At 73.2% G+C, this 23,241-nt stretch carries 24 protein-coding genes; 9 read left to right on the forward strand and 15 right to left on the reverse strand.

The features are described 5' to 3' along the window. Positions 1 to 77: 77 nt before the first annotated feature. From ACLHRZ_RS02150 to ACLHRZ_RS02165, 4 genes are read left to right on the forward strand one after another with little or no spacing between them, the layout of a single operon-like run. Positions 78 to 614 (forward strand): (2Fe-2S)-binding protein, encoded by a 537-nt coding sequence (locus ACLHRZ_RS02150; RefSeq protein ID WP_490416458.1) that lies wholly within the window; start codon positions 78 to 80, stop codon positions 612 to 614. Beyond that, positions 611 to 1,603, forward strand: a complete 993-nt coding sequence (locus ACLHRZ_RS02155; protein WP_490416459.1) for an FAD binding domain-containing protein — start codon at positions 611 to 613, stop codon at positions 1,601 to 1,603. Before ACLHRZ_RS02150 ends, ACLHRZ_RS02155 begins: the two co-directional genes overlap by 4 nt. After that, a complete protein-coding gene (locus tag ACLHRZ_RS02160; protein WP_490416460.1) occupies positions 1,600 to 3,741 on the forward strand; it encodes a xanthine dehydrogenase family protein molybdopterin-binding subunit in 2,142 nt (713 codons plus the stop codon). The genes ACLHRZ_RS02155 and ACLHRZ_RS02160 overlap by 4 nt, the downstream gene beginning before the upstream one ends. Beyond that, positions 3,725 to 4,864, forward strand: coding sequence for an XdhC family protein (locus tag ACLHRZ_RS02165; RefSeq protein WP_490416461.1), 1,140 nt, complete (start codon positions 3,725 to 3,727; stop codon positions 4,862 to 4,864). Before ACLHRZ_RS02160 ends, ACLHRZ_RS02165 begins: the two co-directional genes overlap by 17 nt. On the opposite strand, the gene ACLHRZ_RS02170 is transcribed toward ACLHRZ_RS02165, so the two are convergent. After that, positions 4,861 to 5,031, reverse strand: a complete 171-nt coding sequence (locus ACLHRZ_RS02170; RefSeq protein ID WP_490416462.1) for a hypothetical protein — start codon at positions 5,029 to 5,031, stop codon at positions 4,861 to 4,863. The genes ACLHRZ_RS02165 and ACLHRZ_RS02170 overlap by 4 nt on opposite strands. Before the next feature lie 204 nt (positions 5,032 to 5,235). On the opposite strand from ACLHRZ_RS02170, the gene ACLHRZ_RS02175 reads away from it, so the two are divergent. Together ACLHRZ_RS02175 and ACLHRZ_RS02180 are read left to right on the forward strand one after the other, a co-directional pair. Continuing rightward, positions 5,236 to 6,063, forward strand: a complete 828-nt coding sequence (locus tag ACLHRZ_RS02175) for an APH(3'') family aminoglycoside O-phosphotransferase (RefSeq protein ID WP_490416463.1) — start codon at positions 5,236 to 5,238, stop codon at positions 6,061 to 6,063. Between the two features lie 100 nt (positions 6,064 to 6,163). After that, positions 6,164 to 6,727 carry a cysteine hydrolase family protein gene (locus ACLHRZ_RS02180; RefSeq protein ID WP_490416464.1) on the forward strand — a complete coding sequence of 188 codons (564 nt, stop codon included), beginning with the start codon at positions 6,164 to 6,166 and terminating at the stop codon, positions 6,725 to 6,727. Between the two features lie 39 nt (positions 6,728 to 6,766). On the opposite strand, the gene ACLHRZ_RS02185 is transcribed toward ACLHRZ_RS02180, so the two are convergent. After that, positions 6,767 to 7,381 (reverse strand): methyltransferase family protein, encoded by a 615-nt coding sequence (locus ACLHRZ_RS02185; protein ID WP_490416465.1) that lies wholly within the window; start codon positions 7,379 to 7,381, stop codon positions 6,767 to 6,769. Between the two features lie 293 nt (positions 7,382 to 7,674). Here ACLHRZ_RS02185 and proP point away from each other — a divergent pair, with 293 nt between their 5' ends. Together proP and ACLHRZ_RS02195 are read left to right on the forward strand one after the other, a co-directional pair. Then, on the forward strand, positions 7,675 to 9,285 hold the full coding sequence (proP, locus tag ACLHRZ_RS02190; protein ID WP_490416466.1) for a glycine betaine/L-proline transporter ProP: 1,611 nt from the start codon (positions 7,675 to 7,677) through the stop codon (positions 9,283 to 9,285). 821 nt (positions 9,286 to 10,106) lie between these two features. Next, a complete protein-coding gene (locus tag ACLHRZ_RS02195; RefSeq protein WP_490416467.1) occupies positions 10,107 to 11,183 on the forward strand; it encodes a S1 family peptidase in 1,077 nt (358 codons plus the stop codon). 96 nt (positions 11,184 to 11,279) lie between these two features. On the opposite strand, the gene ACLHRZ_RS02200 is transcribed toward ACLHRZ_RS02195, so the two are convergent. Next, complete coding sequence (locus ACLHRZ_RS02200) at positions 11,280 to 12,149, reverse strand: helix-turn-helix transcriptional regulator (protein ID WP_490416468.1); 870 nt, start codon at positions 12,147 to 12,149, stop codon at positions 11,280 to 11,282. A 119-nt stretch (positions 12,150 to 12,268) separates the two neighbouring features. Here ACLHRZ_RS02200 and ACLHRZ_RS02205 point away from each other — a divergent pair, with 119 nt between their 5' ends. Continuing rightward, positions 12,269 to 13,321 carry an NAD(P)-dependent alcohol dehydrogenase gene (locus tag ACLHRZ_RS02205; protein WP_490416469.1) on the forward strand — a complete coding sequence of 351 codons (1,053 nt, stop codon included), beginning with the start codon at positions 12,269 to 12,271 and terminating at the stop codon, positions 13,319 to 13,321. 127 nt (positions 13,322 to 13,448) lie between these two features. On the opposite strand, the gene ACLHRZ_RS02210 is transcribed toward ACLHRZ_RS02205, so the two are convergent. The 12 genes from ACLHRZ_RS02210 to ACLHRZ_RS02265 all read right to left on the reverse strand — a co-directional run bounded on the left by ACLHRZ_RS02210 (position 13,449) and on the right by ACLHRZ_RS02265 (position 23,012). Next, positions 13,449 to 14,270, reverse strand: a complete 822-nt coding sequence (locus ACLHRZ_RS02210; RefSeq protein ID WP_490416470.1) for a lipase family protein — start codon at positions 14,268 to 14,270, stop codon at positions 13,449 to 13,451. Positions 14,271 to 14,375: 105 nt separating this feature from the next. Further along, positions 14,376 to 15,191 carry an ABC transporter permease gene (locus ACLHRZ_RS02215; protein ID WP_490416471.1) on the reverse strand — a complete coding sequence of 272 codons (816 nt, stop codon included), beginning with the start codon at positions 15,189 to 15,191 and terminating at the stop codon, positions 14,376 to 14,378. Then, a complete protein-coding gene (locus tag ACLHRZ_RS02220) occupies positions 15,188 to 16,138 on the reverse strand; it encodes an ABC transporter ATP-binding protein (protein WP_490416472.1) in 951 nt (316 codons plus the stop codon). Before ACLHRZ_RS02220 ends, ACLHRZ_RS02215 begins: the two co-directional genes overlap by 4 nt. After that, entirely contained in the window at positions 16,135 to 16,563 is a 429-nt protein-coding gene (locus ACLHRZ_RS02225) for a lasso peptide biosynthesis B2 protein (RefSeq protein ID WP_490416473.1), read from the reverse strand. The genes ACLHRZ_RS02220 and ACLHRZ_RS02225 overlap by 4 nt, the downstream gene beginning before the upstream one ends. Further along, positions 16,560 to 16,823, reverse strand: coding sequence for a lasso peptide biosynthesis PqqD family chaperone (locus ACLHRZ_RS02230; protein WP_490416474.1), 264 nt, complete (start codon positions 16,821 to 16,823; stop codon positions 16,560 to 16,562). Before ACLHRZ_RS02230 ends, ACLHRZ_RS02225 begins: the two co-directional genes overlap by 4 nt. After that, positions 16,820 to 18,670: an asparagine synthase-related protein gene (locus tag ACLHRZ_RS02235; RefSeq protein WP_490416475.1), complete on the reverse strand. Its 1,851-nt coding sequence runs from the start codon at positions 18,668 to 18,670 to the stop codon at positions 16,820 to 16,822. Before ACLHRZ_RS02235 ends, ACLHRZ_RS02230 begins: the two co-directional genes overlap by 4 nt. A gap of 6 nt (positions 18,671 to 18,676) precedes the next feature. Next, the gene (locus ACLHRZ_RS02240; protein WP_490416476.1) at positions 18,677 to 18,814 is read right to left on the reverse strand and encodes a lasso RiPP family leader peptide-containing protein; all 138 of its coding nucleotides are present in this window, start codon (positions 18,812 to 18,814) and stop codon (positions 18,677 to 18,679) included. A 23-nt stretch (positions 18,815 to 18,837) separates the two neighbouring features. Further along, on the reverse strand, positions 18,838 to 18,978 hold the full coding sequence (locus ACLHRZ_RS02245; RefSeq protein WP_490416477.1) for a lasso RiPP family leader peptide-containing protein: 141 nt from the start codon (positions 18,976 to 18,978) through the stop codon (positions 18,838 to 18,840). Positions 18,979 to 19,002: 24 nt separating this feature from the next. Further along, on the reverse strand, positions 19,003 to 19,140 hold the full coding sequence (locus ACLHRZ_RS02250) for a lasso RiPP family leader peptide-containing protein (protein WP_490416478.1): 138 nt from the start codon (positions 19,138 to 19,140) through the stop codon (positions 19,003 to 19,005). A 169-nt stretch (positions 19,141 to 19,309) separates the two neighbouring features. Beyond that, the gene (locus ACLHRZ_RS02255; protein ID WP_490416479.1) at positions 19,310 to 21,487 is read right to left on the reverse strand and encodes an MMPL family transporter; all 2,178 of its coding nucleotides are present in this window, start codon (positions 21,485 to 21,487) and stop codon (positions 19,310 to 19,312) included. Then, positions 21,484 to 22,707 carry a beta-ketoacyl-[acyl-carrier-protein] synthase family protein gene (locus tag ACLHRZ_RS02260; protein WP_490416480.1) on the reverse strand — a complete coding sequence of 408 codons (1,224 nt, stop codon included), beginning with the start codon at positions 22,705 to 22,707 and terminating at the stop codon, positions 21,484 to 21,486. Before ACLHRZ_RS02260 ends, ACLHRZ_RS02255 begins: the two co-directional genes overlap by 4 nt. Continuing rightward, a complete protein-coding gene (locus tag ACLHRZ_RS02265; protein WP_490416481.1) occupies positions 22,704 to 23,012 on the reverse strand; it encodes an acyl carrier protein in 309 nt (102 codons plus the stop codon). The genes ACLHRZ_RS02260 and ACLHRZ_RS02265 overlap by 4 nt, the downstream gene beginning before the upstream one ends. Positions 23,013 to 23,241 lie beyond the last annotated feature (229 nt).

The raw sequence follows: 23,241 nt of genomic DNA on the forward strand, positions 1-23,241 counted from the left end.
CGTAGATCATTTACGGGACAACCCTTAGTAGCAGTCGCTGTCGTAGTGCGAACCCCTCACGCTGAAAAGGGCCGTTCATGACCGCCTCGACGTCCAGCGTCATCACGTTGCATGTCAATGGAAAACCGCACACTTTCACCGTCGACCACCGCACCACCCTGCTCGACGCGCTGCGCGAGCATCTCGACCTGACCGGCACCAAGAAGGGCTGCGACCACGGGCAGTGCGGCGCCTGCACCGTGCTGCTCGACGGCCGCCGCGCCGTCGCCTGCCTGCAGCTCGCCGTCGCGGCCGAGGGACGGGCCGTCACCACCATCGAGGGCGTCGCCGACGGCGACCGACTGCACCCGGTGCAGGAGGCGTTCCTCGAACTCGACGGCTACCAGTGCGGCTACTGCACCCCGGGGCAGATCTGCTCGGCCCTCGCAGTCCTCCAGGAGCACGCGGCCGGCTGGCCGAGCGCCGTCACCGCGGACCTCCGCCCCGACGCGGGCCCGCCCGCCCTCACCGACGACGAGATCCGGGAGCGGATGAGCGGCAACCTGTGCCGCTGCAGCGCGTACCCGGCGATCGTCCGGGCCGTCGCCCGGTCCGCCAAGGCGGTGTCGGAGTGAGGGAGTTCCGCTACGAGCGCGCCGCCGACATGGCCGGTGCACTCGCCCTGCTCGGTGCCGAACCCGAGGCCCGCCCGCTCGGCGGCGGCACCAACCTCGTCGACCTGATGAAGAACGGGGTCGAGCGGCCCGCGCTCCTCGTCGACCTGCGCGACCTCCCCCTCGACCGGATCGAGCCCACCCCCGGCGGCGGCCTGCGCATCGGCGCGACCGTCACCAACAGCGACCTGGCCGCACACCCCCACGTGCGCCGTCACTACCCCGCATTGGCGCAGGCCGTCCTCGCCGGCGCCTCGGGCCAGCTGCGCAACATGGCCACCGTCGGCGGGAACCTGCTGCAGCGCACCCGCTGCGGCTATTTCACCGACGCCGTCGCACCGTGCAACAAGCGCGCGCCGGGCAGCGGCTGCGCCGCCCTCGCGGGCGAGCACCGCAACCACGCCGTCCTCGGCGCCTCGCCGCACTGCGTGGCCGTGCACCCCTCCGACATGGCGGTGGCCCTGGCCGCCTTCGACGCGGTCGTGACCTACGAAACCCTGGACGGGCCGGGCGAGTTGCCGCTCGCCGAGTTCTACCGGCCGGTGGGAAGCACCCCGCAGCTGGAGACCGCGCTGCCGCCCGGCGCGCTGATCACCGGCGTCGTCCTGCCACCGGCGCCGGTCGCCGCCGTCTCCCGCTACCGCAAGGTGCGCGAACGCGCCTCGTACGCCTTCGCGATCGGCTCCCTCGCAGCCGCCCTCGACGTCCGGGAGGGCGTCGTGCACGAGGTGCGCCTCGCCTTCGGCGCCGTCGCCTCCCGCCCGTGGCGGGCCCGGCAGGCGGAGCACGCCCTGACCGGGGGCCCGGCCGAGACCGCGGCGTTCGCGGCCGCCGCCGACGCCGAACTGGCCGCCGCCCGGCCCCTGCCGCACAACGGCTACAAGCTGCCGCTCATGCGCAACCTGGCCGTCAGCGTCCTGACCGAACTCGCCGAGGAGGCCGCCCGATGACCCCGGCAACGACCACCGGACTCGCGACCCGGGCCGTCGGCGCGCCGCACATCCGCCTGGAAGGCCGCGACAAGGTCACCGGCGCGGCCCGCTACGCCGCCGACTTCCCGGCCGACGGGCTCGTCCACGGCTGGATCGTGCTGTCCACGGTGGCCCGCGGCCGCGTCCGTTCCGTGGACGACGTTGCGGCCCTGAAGATGCCCGGCGTGCTCGCGGTCCTGCACCACGGCAACGCACCCCGCCTGACGGAGGAATTCGTCGGCACCTTCGGGCCCGACGCCACCACGCAGGTCCTCCAGCACGACCGGGTGCCGCACCAGGGCTGGCCCGTCGCCTTCGTCGTGGCCGAGACCCCCGAACAGGCGAGGGAGGCCGCCGAGACGCTCGTCGTCACCTACGACACCGAACCGCACGACGTGGGCTTCCGCCCCGGACACCCCGGCGCCTACACACCGGAGGCCGTGGTCCAGGGACCGGCGCGCACGGACAAGGGCGACGTGGAGGCCGAACTCGCCGCCTCCGACGTGGTGGTGGACGCCCACTACACCACCGCGGAGGAACACCACAACCCGATGGAGCCGCACGCGGCCATGGCGCGCTGGGACGACGGGCGGCTCGAAGTCGTCGACACCACCCAGGGCGCGTACGCGACGGCGCAGGACCTCGCCAAGCTCTTCGGCCTCGACCCCGCCTCGGTGCACCTGCGCTCCGAACACGTCGGCGGCGGCTTCGGCTGCAAGGCCCAGGTCCGCCCGCACCTCATCCTCGCCGTCATGGCGACGACCCTGCTCGGGCGGCCCGTCCGCGTCACGCTCACCCGCACCCAGACGTTCTCGCTCATCGGCCACCGCAGCCCCACCGCCCAGCGCGTCCGGCTGGGCGCCGGCGCAGACGGCCGCCTGCGCGCCCTGGAGCACACGTCGCTCAGCGCCACCTCCACGGTCCGCGAGTTCATCGAACCGAGCGCCTCGTACGCGCGCTCCATGTACGACGCGAGCGGCCACCGCACGGACCACAACGTCGTGCGTCTCGACGTCCCCACGCCGACCTACATGCGCGCCCCGGGCGAGGCCCCCGGGTCGTTCGCGATGGAGTGCGCGCTCGACGAACTCGCCGAGCGGTGCGGCCTGGACCCGATCGCCCTGCGCGCCCGCAACGAACCCGTCGCCGGCCCCGTCTCCGGACTCCCCTTCGCCGGGCGCCGCCTGACCGACTGCTTCGCCGAGGGAGCCCGCCGGTTCGGGTGGGCCGAGCGCGATCCGCGGCCCGGCGTGCGCCGTGACGGCCGCTGGCTCGTGGGCACCGGCACGGCGGGGTCCACCTTCTTCACCGGCGCCTTCCCGGCGACCGCCGCCGTGACGGCCTGCCCGGACGACACCTTCACCGTGCGCATCACCGCGGCGGACATCGGGACGGGCGCGCGCACCGCCCTGACCCAACTCGCCGCGGACGCACTGGAGGTGGCGCCGGACCGGGTGCGTGTCCTCATCGGCGACAGCGACTTCGGCAACGCGTGGCTGGCCGGCGGCTCCATGGGCACCCGCTCCTGGGGCTGGGCCGTCACCCTGGCGGCACGCGAACTGCGGGAGCGCCTCGCCCTCGGCGCCGACATTCCGCCGGACGGCCTCACCGTGCAATCCGACACGAGGGAGGCGGTGGGTTCCCTCGCCGCGTACGAACGGCACGCCTACGGCGCCCAGTTCGCCGAGGTCGCCGTGGACCCCGGCAGCGGCGAGATCCGGGTACGGCGCATGCTCGGCATCTTCGCCGCGGGCCGCATCGTCAACCCGCTGGCCGCCCGCAGCCAGCTGACCGGCGGCATGATCTGGGGCCTGTCCATGGCCCTGCACGAGGAGGCCGTCCGGGACGCCGCCTCGGGCGGCCTGGCCAACGCCGACCTCGCGGGCTACCACATCGCGGCCCACGCGGACGTCCCCGCCGTCGAGGCGGACTGGCTGGACGACGTGGACCCGGACGACCCGGTGGGGATCAAGGGCATCGGCGAGGTCGGCACGGTGGGGTCCGCGGCGGCGGTCGCCAACGCCGTCTGGCACGCGACGGGTGTACGCCACCGGGACCTGCCGATCCGGCCCGACCGCGTCCTGACGGCGGAGCAGGACCGTGCTGGACATAGCTGAGGACCTGGCCCGATGGGCCGCCGAAGGGCGGGACTTCGCGGTCGCCACCGTCGTGTCCGTGAGCGGCAGCGCCCCGCGCGGCCCCGGCGCCGCCCTGGCCGTGGACGGCCGCGGCGAGGCCGTCGGCTCGGTCTCCGGGGGCTGTGTGGAAGCGGCGGTGTACGACCTGTGCGTCCGGGCGCTCCAGGACGGAGCGGTGCTCCGGGAACGGTTCGGCTACAGCGACGACGACGCCTTCGCGGTGGGGCTCACCTGCGGCGGCACCCTCGAGGTCGTGGCCGCCCCGTTTCCGGCCGGCGCCCCGGGCCGGGCCCTGCTGGCCCGGGCGCTGACGGCTGCCGCCGGCGGCGAGGCGCTGGCCCTGGCCCGGGTCGTCCGGGGCCCGGCCGGACTCCTCGGCGGGATGCTGCTCGTCCGGCCCGACGGGTCCTCCGAGGGCGGCCTCGGCGGCCGCCCCGAACTGGACCGCACGGCCGCGGCCGAGGCCCGTGCGCTGCTCGACGCGGGCCGCACCGGCACCGTCGAGCTCTCGCAGGACGGCGCACACTGCCCCGGCGGGGTGACGCTCCTGGTCGAATCGGGCCTGGAGCCGCCGCGCCTGATCGTCTTCGGCGCGGTCGACTTCACGGCGGCGCTGGTCCGCGTCGGCAAGTTCCTCGGCTACCACGTCACCGTGTGCGACGCGCGCCCCGTGTTCGCCACGGCGGACCGCTTCCCCGAGGCGGACGCCGTCGTGGTCGACTGGCCGCACCGCTACCTGCGCCGCACCGCCGTCGACGCACGGACGGTGCTGTGCGTCCTCACCCACGACGCCAGGTTCGACGTGCCGCTGCTGCGGATCGCGCTGCGCCTACCGGTCGCGTTCGTCGGCGCGATGGGCTCGCGCCGCACGCACCACGACCGCGTCCGTCGGCTGCGCGAAGTCGGGGTCGGCGACGTCGAGTTGGCGCGGCTGCGTTCGCCCATCGGCCTGGACCTGGGCGGGCGCACGCCGCAGGAGACGGCCCTGTCGATCGCGGCGGAGTTCGTCGCGGCCCGGCACGGCGCCACGGGCCTCCCGCTCACGGGCACCCGCACGGCGATCCACCGCGTCCCGGAGCCGTCGGGCGTCTCCCCCTCCTAGGGAAGGAACTTCACCTCCGGGAAGGCCCGGGACGGCCCGTCGAGCAGATGCCCGCGGCGGTGCCGCAGGTGCAGGTCGGAGAACGCGAGCGGGTACACCTGCTGGATCCGCACCGCCCGGGCCGGATCGAGGGTGCCGATCCAGGCTCCGAGCTGCTCGTCGCTCATCCCGGCCACCTTCGTGGTGATGGCCCCTCCCCGGGTCTCCGGACAGAACCTGGTCGCTGTCCGTGTCCACGGGCGGAACGCTGTCATGCGGCATACCGCAACACATCCAACCGCCGGGCTGCCTCTGCAGGGTGACGTGGTGGTCGGGCAGCCGGGGCTTGCATCGGTCCCGGCCGGAGGACCCGGCTGGCTAGAGTGGCCGCCATGAGCGATCACCCCGGATCCCGGACCATGTCGCCGGTTCGGCTCGGCGCGGGCGGCAACGACGGGGACTGGCTGCCCGTCACTGCGGGCGAGTCGGGGGCCGCGGTCTTCCGCAGTGCGGACGCCACCCGGTATGCCAAGTGCGTGCCTGCTGTGGATGCGGCCGGTCTGGAGGCAGAGCGCGACCGGGTCGGGTGGCTGGGCGATCAGGGCGTACCGGTGCCCGGGGTGTTGGAGTGGCACTCCGGCGACGCGGGAGCCTGCCTGGTGACCAGCGCCGTCTCCGGTGTACCCGCCGATCGGATGTCTGCGGCCGGCCTGTGGGCCTCCTGGGAACACATCGCGGAGGCGGTCCGCCGACTGCACGAACTGCCCGTGCCGCAGTGCCCGTTCCGCCGGGGTCTGGACGCCATGGTGACCGTGGCACGCGACGTCGTGGCCCGTGACGCGGTGAACCCGGAGTTCCTCCCAGTCGATCAGCAGCACACGCCCGCCACGGAGTTGCTGGCCCGCCTCATCCCGCAGATTCCCCGGAGACGGGAGCAGGAGGCCGTCGATACGGTCGTCTGCCACGGGGACCTGTGCCTGCCCAACATCCTCCTCGACCCGCGGACCCTGGACGTGGCGGGATTTCTCGACCTGGGCCGCCTCGGGCCGGCCGACCGCCACGCCGACCTGGCACTGCTCCTCACCAATGCGCGCGAGACATGGGACGACGAGGACCGGGCGCGGGCCGCCGATGCCGCGTTCGCCGAGCGGTACGGCGTCGCCCTCGACCACGACCGTCTACGGTTCTACCTCCATCTCGACCCGCTCACCTGGGGCTGATCCGGGACGTCACGCTCGGAACGTGCGGAATTTCTCCGCTGCAGCCTGGTTGATCCACTCAGAGTTGCTCTTGTTTTCCGAGTGAGAAGGGACGGCACGCATGGCCAACAGCGCGCTCCTCGTGATGGACGTCCAACAGGACATCGTGGACATCGTCGACGACGGCTCCGGATATCTGCCGCGCCTGCGCAGGGCGATCGGCGGTGCCAGGGCGGCGGGCATACCCGTGATCTACGTGGTCATCGCGTTGCGGCCGGGCCACCCGGACGTCAGCCCGCGCAACCGGGTGCTCAGCGCGATCGCACGGGACGGCCTCTTCGCCGAAGGCGCCCCCGGCACCGGGATCCACCCCGACGTCGCGCCCCGGCAGGGTGACATCGTGGTCACCAAGAAACGGGCGAGCGCGTTCTCGGGCAGTGACCTCGACGTGGTGCTCAGATCGCGCGGAATCGACAGCCTCGTCCTGGCCGGCATCGCCACCAGCGGCGTCGTGCTGCACACGGTGTGCCAGGCCAACGACCTGGACTTCGGCCTCACCGTCCTGGCGGACGCCTGCCTGGACACCGACCCCGAGGTGCAGCGGGTCCTCACCGGAAAGCTGTTCCCGCAGTGGGCGGACGTCCTCACCGTCGAGGACTGGCTCACGGCCGTCGCGCCGCAGTAGCCGGGGCGGGCGCGTCAACTCCCTGCGGTCGGTACGTCCTTACGCCGCGGGAGTACGCGCGTGGCGGCGCAGGCGCGGGATCACCCGGGGAACGCGCTGCTTGTACTCCTCGTACGCGCCCGGGAACTCCTCGGTCATCAGCTTCTCCTCGACGCTGATCTTCCACTGCATGAGGGCGACGGCGAGGAGGACGGCCACCACCCAGCCGCCCAGGAGCATCAGCAGTGCGGTGCCGATGAACATGCCGAGGATGCCGGTGTAGATGGGGTGCCGGACGATCGCGTAGGGGCCGTCGGTGCGCAGTTCGTGGCCCTGCTTGGCCACGGGGGCGGAGGTCCACATCAGGCCGAGGCGGATGCGGGCCCAGATCGCGAAGGCGGTCGCGGCGATCAGCACGACGGCGCCGACGGCGCGCAGCCACTGCACGTGGACGGTGAGCGGGTCCCATGTGCCGTGCGGCAGCAGGGTGTTCACCGTCACCGCCACGACGATCCCGGCGAGGACGCTCCACCGCTGGAGCGGCTGGCCGCGCTTGCGCACGGCCGCGGACCGGCGGGCGTTGTAGAGCGCGCCGACGGCCCATACGGCCAGGAACGTCAGCCAGCAGACGATGTCGATCCCCGTCGCGATGTGGCGCCACTGCGAGTCGGTCATGTGCGCTTCGCCCCCTTCGGCCGGGACGGCCGCCGTGCCACCGCCGGTTTTTCCGGTGAGACGCGGTGGCCTGCGGACCGGTTGCCGCGGAGACGACCTTCCGGAGGCATTGGACGGGGCGCACGGCGCGCTGCTGCGCGCCTGGTCCGGCCGCAGTGGACGGTTTCTCGAAGGCGAGCATTTTACCTGTGTACGAATGTGCGTGCGATCGGCGCGTTCGGGTAAGCGCGCGGCTGGCCCGTTTCGCTCGGCCAGAAAAAGCACCAAATCGCGCATAAGGATTGAATAGGTATATGGATGCCGACCGCAGGAAGCACCCGAGGCCCGGTCAGGTCAGGTCGCCGCGGGAGAGTACTCCCGCGACCGACCGGCTCGTACGCATCATGCTGCGCCGCCGCAAGAGCGCGCTGAGCCTCGACGAGGTCGTGGTCACCGACCGCCCCGAGGTGCGGAGGGCCGTCTCCGCGGCGGCGCTCGGCAACATGATGGAGTGGTTCGACTTCGGCGTGTACGCCTACCTGGCGGCCGTGCTCGGCAAGGTCTTCTTCCCCGGCAGTTCCCCCGGCATCCAGGTGATCGCGTCCTTCGCCACCTTCGCCGTGGCCTTCCTGGTGCGCCCGCTGGGCGGGCTGGCCTTCGGGCCGCTGGGCGACCGCATCGGGCGGCAGCGGGTGCTGGCGGCCACCATGATCATGATGGCGGTGAGCACCTTCGCGGTGGGCCTGCTGCCCGGCTACGGGACGGTCGGCCTGCTGGCGCCCATCCTGCTGCTGGTGTGCCGGCTGGTGCAGGGCTTCTCCACCGGCGGCGAGTACGCGGGAGCCACCACCTACATCGCCGAGTACTCCCCGGACGAGCGCCGGGGCTTCCTGGGCAGCTGGCTGGACTTCGGCACCTTCGTGGGATACGTACTGGGATCCGCGCTCGTGACCACGCTCACCGCGACCCTGGGCGAGACCACCATGGTCGACTGGGGCTGGCGGCTGCCCTTCCTGCTGTCCGGTCCGCTCGGCCTGATCGGGCTCTACATGCGGATGAAGCTGGAGGAGACCCCCGCCTTCCGCGCCGCGGCCTCGGTCGGCGCGGCCGGCATGGCCGGCGACCCCGACGCATCCCCCCAGGCCCTGGCCGAGCACGCCGAAGAGGGCCGGCAGTCCGGGCACGGGCGGTTGAAGGAGACCTTCACCAAACACTGGCACGCGGTGCTGATCTGCATGGGCCTGGTGGTGGTCTACAACGTGACCAGCTACATGGTCACTTCCTACCTGCCGACCTACATGACCGAGACGCTCGGCAAGGATTCCACCACCGCGCAGCTGCTGGTCCTGTGCAGCATGATCGTCGTCGCGCTCACCATCACCACGGTGGGCCGCTACTCCGACATCTGGGGGCGCAGGCCGGTCTTCATGGGCGGCAGCGCCGCCCTGGTGGCCCTGGCCGTCCCCGCCCTGCTGCTCATCCGTGCGCAGGGGGCGGTGCTGCCGGCCATCGGGTGTCTCGTCCTGGCCCTGCTGTTGGTCTGCTTCGCGGGCACCGCCGCGTCCACCCTGCCCGCGCTCTTCCCCACCCGGCTGCGCTACGGAGCGCTCTCCGTCTCGTACAACATCTCCGTCTCGCTCTTCGGCGGCACCACCCCGCTGGTGGTCTCCGCCCTGATCGAGAACACCCACAACAAGATGATCCCGGCCTACTACCTGATGGCGGCCGGTGCCATCGGCTTCGTCTCTGCCTTCTTCCTGCATGAGACGGCCGGCCGGCCGCTGCGCGGCTCCGGGCCGATGGTGGAGAGTGAGGAGAAGGCCCGCGAACTCGTGGCCCGCAGCCGGGTCGAGGCCGGACGCGGGGCCCGGGACGTCTGGGTGCGGCTGCGTCATCCGTGGCACCGGCACCACACGGAGCAGTGAGGGCGCGCAGCCGTGCACGCGCCCGGCCGCCAGGGAGGACGGGGGAGCCACGACAGGCGACCGGACGCCGACCGTCCGGAGGGCCGCACACCGTGCCTGACACCGTGCCTGCGCGGTCGGGAGGTTGAGGGATCGGCCGGGCGGACACCGGGTGCGGCCGTGGGCGGAGACCTCCGGATCGGTCTCCGTCAGCATGCCGCCCCGGCCCCGGCCGGCGCCGGGGCCGAGCGGCCCTTCTCCGGGGCCGTTGGGCCCTGGCCCGAAGTTCCGCCGGCAGTCGGCCACCCCTGCAGCACCGCCCCCACCAGCACCGCCGAAGTCCCCGGCCCCGTCGGCACGGCGGCAGGGCCCGGGGCGGGCTGTCGTTCTTGCCCTCAATGTGATGAAAGCCGCGGAGGGTTCGCTTGAGGATCTCCATCCCCGGTGTCTCCGGTGGCGTGCTTCCGCCGGGTCGGACGGACCACTTCCGCACAGAAGGCCGCACGGATGCACAGCCGGGCCGGCGTGTTCACGGGGCACGGACGACGGGTATCGGACAGCCCGCTCCCTCACCGTCCGTTAATCGCCGTTGCGCGTACGGGAGTTGCCATCCGTGCGCACCTCTGTGACCTCCGGTGCTCCCGAGTGGAATCGAAGGCGGCGGGCCCGTGGCGCGCGATCGTGTGCGACCGGATGTTTTCTTGTGGGGTGCCATGGCCGGCCCGATACTCGATCGCACGACTCTTGGCATGAACGCGACGCATTTCGGTCGCGTCTCAGGCCGCCACGTCCTCCGGGCCCGCCGACCACGGCGGGCACACCCCCCTCACAGGAGGCCCGAGTTGAAGGACTCACGCATACCCAGGAGGCGCACGGCCCTGGCCGTCGCCGGCGCCGTGGCACTGGCCACGGCATCCTCCCTCACCCTCCAGACCGCCCACGCCGCTCCGGCGTCCGACACCACCGCCATGTCCGCGGCCCAGGCCGCACAGATCGGGCAGCACCTGGCGGCCGGCCTCGGGGCCGGCACGGCGGGTTCGTACTACGACGCGGCGGCGGGCAGGCTCGTCGTCGACGTCACCGACGCATCCGCCGCCGCCAAGGTGCGGGCAGCCGGCGCGGAGGCCCGGTACGTCCGGCACTCGGCCGCCCAGCTCGCCTCGGCCAGACGGACACTGGAACAGCAGGCCGCCATCCCCGGCACCGCCTGGTCCGTCGACCCCATGACCAACAAGGTCGTCGTCAAGGCCGACAGCACCGTCAAGGGCGACAGGCTCCAGCAGCTGAACAAGGTCGTCGCGCAACTCGGAGACAAGGCCACCCTTCAGCGGACCTCCGGCACCTTCCGGCCGCTGCTCGCCGGCGGCGACGCCATCTGGGGCAGCGGAGTGCGCTGTTCACTGGGCTTCAACGTCACCAAGGGCGGCCAGCCCTACTTCCTCACCGCCGGGCACTGCGGCAACGCCTCGGCCACCTGGTCCGACTCCCAGGGCGGATCCCAGGCGGGCTCCACCGAGACCTCGTCCTTCCCCGGCACCGACTACGCCCTCGTGGCCTACACCGGCAGCGTCGACCACCCCAGCGCGGTCGACCTCTACAACGGCAGTACGCAGAACATCAGCCGGGCCGCCGACGCGACCGTCGGCGAGAACGTCCAGCGCAGCGGCAGCACCAGCCAGCTCCACGGCGGTCAGGTCACCGGCCTCAACGCCACCGTCAACTACTCGGAGGGCACGGTCAACGGTCTGATCGACACCAGCGTCTGCGCCGAGCCCGGCGACAGCGGCGGAGCCCTCTTCGACAACGACAGTGCGCTCGGCCTCACCTCCGGCGGCAGCGGCGACTGCACCAACGGCGGCGAGACCTTCTTCCAGCCGGTTCCCGCGGCGCTGAGCGCCACAGGCGCCACGCTCCCGTAGGAACCCCTTCGGACGCGCCACCGGCAGGCGCACGGGCGCGGCCCCTGGACCTTCCCCCGGGCCCAGGGGCCGCGCCGCGCCCGCGTGCGGGAAGGGTCAGGAGGAGCGCGCCGGCACCTCCGGCGCCGTGCCGAGCGTCCAACTGGCCAGCAGCCGCAGCGACTCGGCGGACTCCGAACCCGGCTCGGCGTGATACGTGACCAACTGCTGGTCCAGGTCGGTCGGCAGCACCAGCGTCTCGCACGCCAGCGTCAGGGGGCCCACCACCGGGTGGTGCAGCCGCTTCACCCCGTAGCACTTGTCCCGCACGTTGTGCGCGGCCCACAGGCTGCGGAACTCCTCGCTCTTGACGGAGAGTTCGCCCACCAGCGCCGTCAGCCGGGGATCGTCGGGGCGGCGGCCCGCCTCCAGCCGCAGCATCGCGGCGAGGTCGGCCGCCTTGGACTCCCAGTCCGCGTACAGCTCGCGCGTGGCCGGCTCCAGGAAGGCCTGCCAGGCCATGTTGCGCTGCTGGGTGGGCATCGCGGGGAAGTCGCCGAGCAGGGCGCAGGCGAGCCGGTTCCAGGCGATGATGTCCATCCGGCGCCCGAGCACGTACGCCGGCACGTTCTCCATGGTGTCGATCAGGTTCTGCACCGCCGGCCGCACCCGCTGCGGACGGGCGGCCGCGGTGTGCGTGCGGCGCCCGGCCGGCCTGGCCAGGTGCGTGAGGTGGTCCCGCTCGGCCCGGTCCAGCCGCAGCGCATTCGCGATCGCGTCCAGCACCGACGCCGAGACGTTCTGCCCGCGGCCCTGTTCGAGCCGCGTGTAGTAGGCGACGCTCACACCGGCCAGCTGTGCCAGCTCCTCGCGCCGCAGCCCCGGCACCCGCCGCCGGGCCCCGTACGCCGTCAGCCCCACGTCCTCCGGCCGCAGCCGGGCGCGGCGGGAGCGGAGGAACTCGCTCAGTTCGGTGCGCTGGTCCATACCCACCAGTATGCGGGTGCCGCCGGACGCCGAGGGTGGTCCTGCCAGTGGTAGGAACCGCAAGCGTAGGCACAGCCGAGTCCTGGCTGCGATCTTCCGGCTGCCGCAGGATCGGGGACATGACGCACACCACTGCCCACGCTTACGCGGCTCCTGCCCCCAAGGCTCCCCTGGAGCGCATCACCATCACCCGTCGCGCGCTGGGCGAGCACGACATCCTGATCGACATCAAGTACGCCGGCATCTGCCACTCCGACATCCACACCGTGCGCGGCGAGTGGGGCCACGAGACCTTCCCGATCGTCGCCGGCCACGAGATAGCCGGCATCGTCGCCGAGGTCGGTCCCGGCGTCACCCGCTACGCCGTCGGCGACCGCGTCGGCGTCGGCTGCTTCGTCGACTCCTGCCGCGAGTGCGACAACTGCCAGGCCGGGCTGGAGCAGTACTGCACCGGCGAGCTCGGCCTGGTCGGCACCTACGCCGCCACCGACCGCCACGGTGAGTTCACGCAGGGTGGCTACTCGACGCACATCGTCGTCGACGAGAACTACACCCTGCGCATCCCCGAGGGCATTCCGCTGGACGCCGCGGCCCCGCTGCTGTGCGCCGGCATCACCCTCTACTCGCCGCTCGCCCACTGGCAGGCCGGCCCCGGCAAGAAGGTCGCCGTCGTCGGCCTCGGCGGGCTGGGCCACATGGGCGTGAAGATCGCCCACGCCATGGGCGCCGAGGTCACCGTGCTCAGCCAGTCCCTCCGCAAGAAGGACGACGGCCTGCGGCTCGGCGCGGACCACTACTTCGCCACCGCCGACCCGGCCACCTTCGAGGCCCTGGCCGGCACCTTCGACCTGATCCTCAACACCGTCTCGGCGGACCTGGACCTGGACGCGTACTTCGGGCTGCTGAAGACCGACGGCACCCTGGTCCAGCTCGGCGCCCCCGAGAACGCGCTGACCGTCACCGCGTCCGCCCTCTTCCGCCAGCGGCGGTCGATGTCCGGATCGATGATCGGCGGCATCGCGGAGACCCAGGAGATGCTGGACTTCTGCGGCGAGCACGGCATCGCCGCGGACATCGAGCTGATCCGCGCCGACCAGATCAACGAGGCGTACGGGCGGGTCCAGGCCAGCGACGTGCGCTACCGGTTCGTCATCGACACCGCGACGATCTGACGCGCACCGGTCCCAAGACCGCTCCGGCGCCCGGCCCCTCCCCTGTGGGCCGGGCGCCGGAGCCGCATATTCAGCAGGGCCCCGGGCCCCTTCGGGGCGCGATCACGCACCGCACTTCACCAAGCGCTCAGTTCAGGTTCTTCTCCAGCGCGGCGATGTAGTTGCGCATGAAGTGGTCCCGCACACCGGCGCTCGCGGGGGCGAAGGCATCGGCCGTCAGGCCCTTGGCCCGGTCCGTCAGACCGTCGAAGAACGAGATCGTGTCGTGCACCTTGCCGCCGGAGTCGATGTACCGCAGGGCGTCGACGTGCGTGTATGCGGGCTCGGGCGGCAGCTGCGGCACGATGTCGTTGTTGTTGACGAACCGGAACATGCGTTGCTTGAAGCCCTTGTTGTACGCGGCGGCCAGCAGCCGGTCGCAGGTGCGGGGCTGACCGTAGGTGTAGACGCCGTCGGCCAGCAGCTTCGGATCCTCCAGGTAGAGCCGCGCACCGGCGAGCATGGCCAGGGCGCCGCCGAGGCTGTGACCCGTGAACCACAGGGTCTGGCCGTTCGTCCGGAACTCGTCGAGGGCGTCCTTGACGCCGGGGTAGATCGATTCGAGGGCCTGGCCGAAGCCGTAGTGCACGTATCCGGTCTTCGCCGGGCCCGGCCACGGCGTGGTGCCGGCGTCGGAGAGCCAGTCGCGGATCTCCGACGGTTCCGTGCCCCGGAAGGCGGTGATGATCATGTCGTCACTGGCCATGGTGCAGGCCTGGGTGTCCTCCAGCGGGAACGGCGGCGTGAACCGCGTCTCGTGGTGCCGCACCCGGTCGAATCCCCAACTGCGTGCCTGCGCCTCGATGGTGGCCTTGTCCTTGTAGGCGAGGTCGGACGCCTGCGCCAGCCAGTACGCGTGGGCCAGGCTGTACGTACGGGCCTTGTGGTCGAGTGCGGAGGGTGCGGGCACGGGGATTCCCTTTCTCGGGCGGCCGGGGTGCGGATGCACCACAGTCGTTACCGGGGAGCCCCCGTCCCAAAGGACCGGCCCATGACATTCATCCGAACGGGCCCCCTAGTCCGGCCGCGCGAACCGGCGTGCCGCCAGGGCCAGTGCCGCCGCCGCGATCAGTGCCGTCAGCGCGAGTTCCGCCGCGGCCGGTGGCCGGTGGCCGAGGGGCCAGGCGGAGAGGGCGGGGCCGCCGGGCGGTGCGGCGCGGGCGATCGCCTGGCGGAGCGGGTCGAGGGCGTACGTCAGGGGGTCGGCGAGGCAGAGCACGAGCAGCCAGTGCGGCAGGCCGGAGAGCGGGAACATCGCGCCGGAGAGGAAGAGCATCGGCATGAGGGCGAAGCTCAGGACGGCCTGGAAGGTGTGGAGGCGGGTGATGCAGACGGCGCCGAGGGCGGTGAGGGAGGTCAGCGCCAGGGCGGCGAGGGCGAGTTCGGCGGTGAGGACGGCGAGCAGGACGGGGTCGTAGGGGACGCCGGCGGTGCGGGCGAGGGCGAGGAGGAGGACGCCCTGGCAGGTGGCGACGGTGGCGCCGCCCGCGCACTTGCCCAGCAGGAGTGTGGCGCGGTGCACGGGGGCGACGAGCATTTCGCGCAGGAAGCCCGCCTCGCGGTCCCACACGAGGGAGGCGCCTGCGGCGATCGCGGGCGTCTGGACGGTCATGAGCAGGACGCCGGGGAAGAGGAAGGCGCGGTAGTTCCCGGGGACCAGGGTGCCCAGGCCGGTGCCCAGGACGAGCAGGGTGAGCAGCGGCTGCAGCAGGGTCAGGGCCACCCGGGTCCGGCCGCGCAGGAGATGGATCATCTCGCGCTGCCAGACGACGCGCGCGGCGCGCAACTCCCCGTAGATCCGGGTGCGTCGAGCGGTCCGGTGCCCGGTCATGGCGGTGCGTCCTCCGTGTCGCGCAGGGTGCGGCCGGTGCAGCGCAGGAAGACGTCGTCCAGACTGGGCTGCGTGACGGCGACGGACAGCAGCGGCACGCCGAGTCCGGTGCAGAGGGCGGGGACGAAGGCGGCGCCGTCGGGGACGTGGACGCGCAGGCCCGCCGCGGCCGGGACGGCGTCGAGGCCGAAGAGGTCGCGGAGCCGGGCGGCCGCCGCGCGGTCGTCGGTGGTGCGCAGATCGATCCGGTCGGCGCCGATGGCGGCCTTGAGGGCGGCCGGGGTGCCCTCGGCGACGATGCGGCCGTCGTCGATGACGGCGATCCGGTCGCAGTGTTCGGCTTCGTCCAGGTAGTGGGTGGTCAGGAACAGGGTGACCGCGTGCCGGGTGCGGACCTCGTGCAGGTGCTCCCAGACCTGCGCGCGGGAGCGCGGGTCGAGGCCGGCGGTGGGCTCGTCGAGGAAGAGCACCCGGGGGGCGTGGAGCAGCCCCCGGGCGATCTCCAGGCGGCGCCTCATGCCGCCGGAGAAGGTGCGTACGAGCCGGTCGCGGTGGGCGGTCAGACCGACGAGGGAGAGCATGTCGGCGGTGGCCGTGCGGGCGGTGCGCCGCGGCAGGGCGTAGAGCTCGGCGTGGAAGCGCAGGTTCTCGGCGGCGGTGAGGTCGGGGTCGACGGTGGACTCCTGGAAGACCAGGCCGATGCGGCGGCGCACGGCGCCGGGGTCGGCGGCGACGTCGCAGCCGCCGACGAGGGCGCGCCCGGCGGTGGGCCGGGCGAGGGTGCAGAGCATGGCGATGGTGGTGGTCTTGCCGGCGCCGTTGGGTCCGAGGAAGCCGAACGTCTCTCCGGGGTGCACGGTCAGGTCCACGCCGCGCACGGCCTCGGTGCCGCCCGGGTAGGTCTTGCGCAGCCCGCGGGCGAGGACGGTCGGCCGGTCGTCGGTCACGGGCGGGTGCGCTGCAGGCTCGGTACGGTCATCAGCGTGCGGTACGCCCCGGCCGCGTGCGGTTCGTCGATCGGCCGGCCGTCCACTTCGACCCAGGCGTGGGCACGGAACGGGCTCGTGCGGACCCCGGTGCACCAGTCCGGCCACGTGCCGCGCAGCCGGCACAACAGGGCGGTGGCCACGGAGCGTTGGAGGCAGCCCTCTCCGGCGCAGCGGGCGCTGACCGCGACCACGGCGCGCCGGGCGGCGCGGGCCTGCGGGGCGGTGGCCGGCGCGGCACCGCGGCGGAGCTGTGCGAGCACGCGGCGCAGGCGGCGGGGCGACAGCCGGACGAGCAGCCGGGCGGTCCCGACGGCGAGGAGGACGGGCGGACGGCGGAGGAGGGGAAGGTGCTCTCGGGCCTCGGCGACCATCTGCTGGCTCATGTCCGCACCACCAGACGTGCGTCGAGCAGTGTGCGGATGAGGGCGGCCACGTCCTGAGCCGTGCGCTCTGCGGCGAGCTGCGGGTAGCGCTCGCCGAGCCGGTGTGCGGTCTGCTGCACGGTGTCCCCGCCGAGGAGGGCGCGCAGGATGAGCGAGGCGGTCGTATTGAGCTGCCAGTAGCGGCCGTTGACCTCGTCGAGCAGCACCATGCCGTCGTCGGTGTCGGCCGCGGAGACGTCGGCGCGCAGGGTGAGGGTCATGGGCGTTCTCCGGTGGGGACGGCGGTGCGCGGTGGTGCGGTGCTGCCGGGCCGGGAGCGCAGCCAGACCTCACAGGCCAGGGTGGGCTCCAGGAGACGCTGCGCGTCCGGCCCGGTCTGCAGGCCGAGCAGGCTCGCGCGGAAGGCGTCGGCATCGATCAGCCCCGCCCGTGCGAGCCGGGAGTCGTCGAACAGGCGCAGGAGGGCGGCCCGGTTGGCGCGCAGCCCGGTATGGAAGTCGGCGGTGAAGTCGCCCTTGGTGGAACGCTCCAGGAGAGGGTCGGCCACGATGCCGCGCAACGCGGTGGTGAGAACCGGCTTGTAGCGGCGGGGCGCGTTGCGCTCGTGGACGCGGACGGAGAGCGCGGCGTCGAGGACGTTGTCGTCGAGGTAGGGGGCGGCGTACTCCAGGCCGAGGCCGGTGGTCACCTGGTTCATGTGCCGGATGCCGCGCCCGCCCGTCTGGAGGCAGGTGAGGGCGGCGTGCTGGCCGCGCTGCGGCGTGAGCGGCCCGGCGCCGTCGGCGGCCTCGCGGAGGAGGTGGCGCACCAGGCCGACGGCCTCGGGGCTCGCCCACGGGGGCATGCGGAGTTCGGGCCCCCAGGCCAGGGAGGGGAACTCGCGCCCACGCGCGGGCGGTGCCGGATCGGTGAGGTGGTCCGCCGCGCCGGCCAGCCACCGCGCGTAGGTACTCCGGTCCGTCAGCTCGCGGACCACGGGCCACAACCGAGCCGATTCTGCGGCCCGTTGACGCCGGATCCGGGCGGCGGCCGCCCATGGGTGACGTCTGATGTAGTCGTGCAGGTGCGGGGGGAGTGCGCAGAACAGTTCGTCCCCGCCGATGCCGACGAGGTGCAGCCGCGAACCGCGGCCGGCCAGTGAGGGGATGAGGGCCGCGTATCTGCCGATGTCCCGTACCCAGCCGCCGGGTTCGTCGGCGGGGATGTCCAGGCTGTCCAGTCCCGTGAGCCACGCGGGCAACCGGTCGTGCTCCGGCCTCAGATGCTCGCCGTCCGGCAGTGCGGCGGTGGCGCGTACGGCCCATGCGGTGTCGTCGTTGTCCGGGTCGGTGCCGGTCAGGTGCAGGGTGACGAGCCGTGCCGGGCCCCGGGCGGCGAGGAAGCACAGGCTGGTGGAGTCCAGTCCGCCGGAGAGGTCCGCGCTGATCGTGCCGCCGCCCGCGGTGCAGCTCTCCACGGCGTCGACCAGTGCCCGGCGCACCGCCACCACGCCTTCGGTGCGGGAGAGTTCCGGGTCCGGCGGCTGCCACCACGTGCCGGTGCGCGCCCGGCCGTCCCCCTCGACGAGCATGTACCGGCCGGGGTGCAGTGCTCGGACTCCCCGCCACACGCACAAGGCGTCCAGGGGATGGAAGACCGGCATGGACAGCAGGGAGAGCGCCAGTACCGCCTCGTCCATTCCGGTACCGGTCAGTGACGCGAGCCGGTACGGACTGCAGGCCGCCACGGTCACGCCGTGCACCCGGGCGTGGAAGACCCGCCGCACCGCGGACGCACTGCCGCGCACGTAGACGCGGCCGGCGACCGAGGCGGCCACGTGGAAGCTGCCCGCCAGGCCGCGGACCGCTCCCTCCACGTCCGAGACCTTCCGCACCCTCCGCGAACGTGCCGCCAGCGCACCGGCGGCGACCGGGCAGCGCCCGATCACCGCCAGCCGCGCTTCCCCCTCTGCTGCCACGGTCACCCGGCCTTCCGGCCAGTCGCCCAGCAGCCACGGTCGTCCCGATGCGTGCGGGATCACCCGGGAGACCCGGGGAAGCAGCGCCCGGGCCGCGGCGAGGCCTGCTTCACCGTCCGGCAGAACCGCGAACCACACCTCGCTCGCCACGGATACTCAGCCCCGTGTGCCCGTGATCACGTAGTAACCGGCGTACCAGTCGGCGTGGCCGTACGTGATGGGCCCGCGGGTCAGTTCGGCGAATTCGCCGAGCTCCACCACGACGGGGGGCTCATAGATGTGCTGCTGTTCCATGAAAGCTCCTCTTTCGCAGGGGCTCAGCCCCGTGCGCTGTCCGGGTAGTACCAGCCGGTGAAGTACCCGTCCACGTTCGTGCCGTAGTAGGTGCCGCGGGTCGACTCGGCGAATTCGCCGAGCCCGACCACGACGGGCGGCTCGTAGATCTCGTTCTCCTCCATGGGAGTTCCCCCCTTCCCGGCCCCTCAGCCCCGCGCGCCTTCGCCGTAGTTCCAGCCGCCGTACCAGTCGGGGCAATCGCCGTACAGGTACCCGCGGGTGAGCTCGGCGAAGTCGCCGATCTCCGCTGCGACCGGGGGCTCGTAGACGTCTTTCTGTTCCATGGGAGTTCCTCTTTCAGGTGGGTTTCCCCTCATGCGGTGCGAATGTGAATTCGCACGTCCCGGAGATTCCCGGACGTCAAATACCCAAGCGTTGATGTCGAATTCTCCACTCGATCGAGTGGTAAGTCGTATGGGAATCTCGACACGCTTATGCGGTGAGGGCCGCGAACTACCCTTCCTCCAGCCTCAGACGCCGCACGAGCAGCCCGTGCACCCGCCGCAGCGGCCCCGGCGCCCACCAGTTGGCCCGTCCCAGCAGTGCCAGGTACGCGGGGACGAGGACGCCGCGCACCAGCACCGCATCGACGAGCACCGCCGTCGCCAGCCCCGTGCCCAGCAGCTTGAGCACCGTCACGCCCGAAGTGGCCAGGGCGCCGGTGACGACGGCCACCGCGAGGGCGCTCGTGCTCACCAGCCGCCCGGTCCGGGCCACGCCCTCCACGACCGACTCCCGGTTGTCGCGCGTCAGGACGTAGTGCTCCTTCACCCGCGACAGCAGGAAGATCTCGTAGTCGACCGCCAGCCCCACCGCGATGGCCGACATCAGCAGCGGCATCGTCATGTCGAGCATCCCCGTGACGGCGAACTCGCCCAGCGCGCCGCGCAGATGACCGTCCTGGAAGACGAACACCATCGCCCCGAAGCTCGCCCCCAGGCTCAACGCCCCGATGCCCAGGGCCTTCACCGGCAGCAGCACGCTCCCGGTCAGCAGGAACAGCACCGTCCACAGCGCGACACCCGCCACCGCCACCGCCAGCGGCAGCCGAGCGCGCACCGCGGCGCGGGTGTCGGCCAGCACCGCCGCACGCCCCGTCACCAACTGCCCGCCGCCCGGCCCCGGCAGGGCACGCAGCCGCCGCAGCAGGGCCCGGCTCGCCGCGGACTGCGGGCGGGCGTCGGGCCCGGTCACCATCAGGGCCGCGCCTTGTGTGCCGGGCAGGCGGGAGGTGCGGGCGACGCCCGGCAGGTCCGCCACCGCCGCTTCGTACTCCTGCAGTGCAGCGCGGTCGCGTACCGGGTCCGCCGCCGGAAGGACCACCGTCAGGTTGCGCTCGGTGCGCACCGCGAAGTTCTCGCGGACGTTCTGCGAAGTGCGGTACGACTCCGCCTGCGCGGGCAGGATCCGCTCGTCCGGCAGGCCGAAGCGCACATGGCCGAAGGGCGCGGCGAGCACCAGCAGCAGCACCGCGCAGCCCGTTCCGCACCACAGCGGCCGGGCGGTGACGGCGCGGGCGACGGCGCGCCAGGCGGGGCTGTCCGGCCGGGGGGCCCGGCGCAGGCGCAGGACGGCCAGCGGGTCCCAGCGGTCGATCCGCGTGCCCAGCAGGGCCAGGACCGGCGGGACCAGGACCGTCGCCGTGACGGCCGCGAACACGGCGACCCCCGTCCCGGCGCAGGCCATCGAGCGCAGGAACGGCAGCGGCAGCACCAGCAGCGCCGACATCGACAGCCCCACCGCCCCGGCGGAGACCGCCACCGTGCGTCCCGCGATGCGCGCGGTGCGCCGCACCGCGGCGTCGACGGGCAGACCGGCGCGCAGTTCCTCCCGGTAGCGGGTGACGAGGAACAGCCCGTAGTCCACGGCGAGTCCGAAGCCGAGGGCGCTGGTGAGGTTGACGGCGAAGACCGACACCGGCATGAAGAGGGTGAGCAGCCGCAGCAGCGCGAAGGTGCCCACGACGGCGACCGCCCCGATCATCAGCGGGACCAGCGCGGCCACCAGCGAGCGCAGCGCGACCACCAGCAGGAGCAGTGTCAGCGGCGCCGCCACGAGTTCGGCCCGCATCAGGTCCCGTTGCCCGGCCCGGCCGGCCTCGACGCTGACCCAGGCCGGGCCGGTGGCGGACACCTGCAGCACGCCGTGCCGGCCGGTGAGCCCGGGCACGAGCCGGGCGGCCGTGCGTGCGGCGTCCCGGTCCGCCCCGGCGAGGTCCGCCGTGACGAGCGCCGCCGAGCCGTCCGTGGAGCGCAGGACGGGGTTCCGGTCGTCGTCCTCCGTCCAGTACCCGTGCACCCTCGTCACCCCCGGCGAGCGCGCGAGCCGTTGCGCGAGCGCCAGTCCCTGCTCGGCGGCCCGGTCGTCGTCGACGCCGTCGTCGGCCCGCACGAGCAGCGTCAGGTCGGTCCTTCCCGTGCCGAAGCGCTCGGCCAACAGGGCGTCGGCGCGGGCGGATTCGGTGCCGGAGGCGGTGTAGCCGCCGTTGGCGAGGCGGCCGGCGGTGCCGAGCCCGGCCACGCCGAGCAGGGCGGTCAGCACGGCCGCGAGGACGGGCACGAGCCAGGGGCGGGCCCGGCCGGTGCGGGGCGCGGCGGCAGGGGCCGTGGCGGAGTCCGGTGGCGTCGTCACGCGGCCCGGAAGAGGAGCACGGCGTTCTGCCCGCCGAAGCCGAACGCGTTGCTGACCGCGGTCTCCATCCGGTGCTGCCGGGGCTGTTTCGTCACCACGTCCAGATCCATGCCCTCGTCCAGCCGGTCGAGGTTGGCGGTGGGCGGAATGAGCTGCCGTTGCAGGGACAGCACGGAGCACGCGGCGTCGATCGCGCCCGCCGCGCCCAGGGAGTGCCCGATGACGCCCTTGAGCGAGGTGACCGGCGGCGCGGTGCGGAAGACGTCGGCGAGCAGCCCGGCCTCCACCCGGTCGTTGAGGGGGGTGGAGGTGCCGTGCGCGTTGACGTGGTGGACGTCCGGCGGCTGCGCGCGGGCGTCGGCGAGCGCGGCCAGCAGGGCGCGGCGGGCGCCCTCGCCGTGCGGGTCGGGCCGGGTGGCGTGGTAGCCGTCGCCGGAGGCCCCGTAGCCGCAGAGCCAGCCGCGCACCCGCGCCCGGCGGGCCCGGGCGTGCTCCGGCCGTTCCAGGATCAGCACGGCGGAGCCCTCGCTGAGGACGAACCCGTCGCGGTCGGCGTCGAACGGGCGCGAGGCGCCTGCCGGATCGTCGCGGCGCGTGGAGAGCGCCTGCATCCGGTGGAAGGCGGCCGAACCCATGGGTACCCGGGCGCAGTCGGTGCCCCCGGCGATGGCGATGTCGCAGGCGCCGGCGCGGATCAGGTCGCGCGCGGTGCCGATCGCGGTGGCCCCCGAGGCGCAGGCGCTGGAGGTGGTGAGGCAGGGTCCCAGCGCCTGCAGGTCCGCGGAGATCTCGCCCGCGACCATGTTGGGCAGCGAACGCAGCAGCACGGTGGGGGAGATGGCCCCGATCCGGCCCTCGGCCAGGTTGCGGTACTCCTGGGGCCAGCGGTCGCCGCCGTTGCTGGCGGAGCCGAGGACGACCGCGACCCGCGGGCCGTCCCAGGCGGCGGGGTCGAGCCCCGCGTCGGCGACCGCCTCCCGTGCGGCGACGAGCGCGAGCTGGATGAACCGGTCGTTGCGCCAGGTGATCTTCCTGCCGAGCAGGGCGTCCCCGTCGAAGCCGGGGACCGCGCAGGAGAAGTCGACCGGCAGCCCGGCCAGGGCCGCGTCCCGGGCCGCGACGCCGACGCCCGCGCACAGGCCGTTCCAGGTCGCCTCCCGGCCGAGCCCGGCAGGGGTCACCATGCCGATGCCGGTGACGGCGACCTCGCGTTCGCTCACAGGAGAGGGCCGGGCAGCGAAGCGGGCCCCGTCCCCGGCGGGGGGCCCACGGCCGTCGCCGCGCCCCCGGTGCCGCCGGCGACGAGCAGCCGCTCGATGTGGGCGGCGGCCTCGCCGAGCGTGAAGCCGCCGGGCTCCTGATCGAGGGTCACCTGCAGCCGGTCCTCCACCACGGCGAGCATCTCGACCCGGGCGAGGGAGTCGATGTCGAGCTCCTCGAAGGTGGCGTCCGGGTGAATGTGCTCCTCGGGGACGCCGAAGTGCTCGCTGAGGGTTGTGGCCATCATCTGGTAGACGGTTTCCATCGACCACTCTCCTCGATCGGGTCCGGAACCGGGCAGCCGGTACATCGCATTGCATGGTTGTCGGGCTAATCCGGTTGTCGCGTGCGCAGCAGCCTCCCCCGCCGTGCACCCGAGGCGGGCCCGACACGCGCGCCGCCGGGGGCGCTGTCACCCGGCTGACCCCCTGCCGCCAAGTTCCCTCCGCGGCGGCCCTCGTGACGGGGGCCCGGGGTCGGGAGGGTCCGGGGCC

It is taken from the genome of Streptomyces sp. AM25, assembly GCF_058146165.1.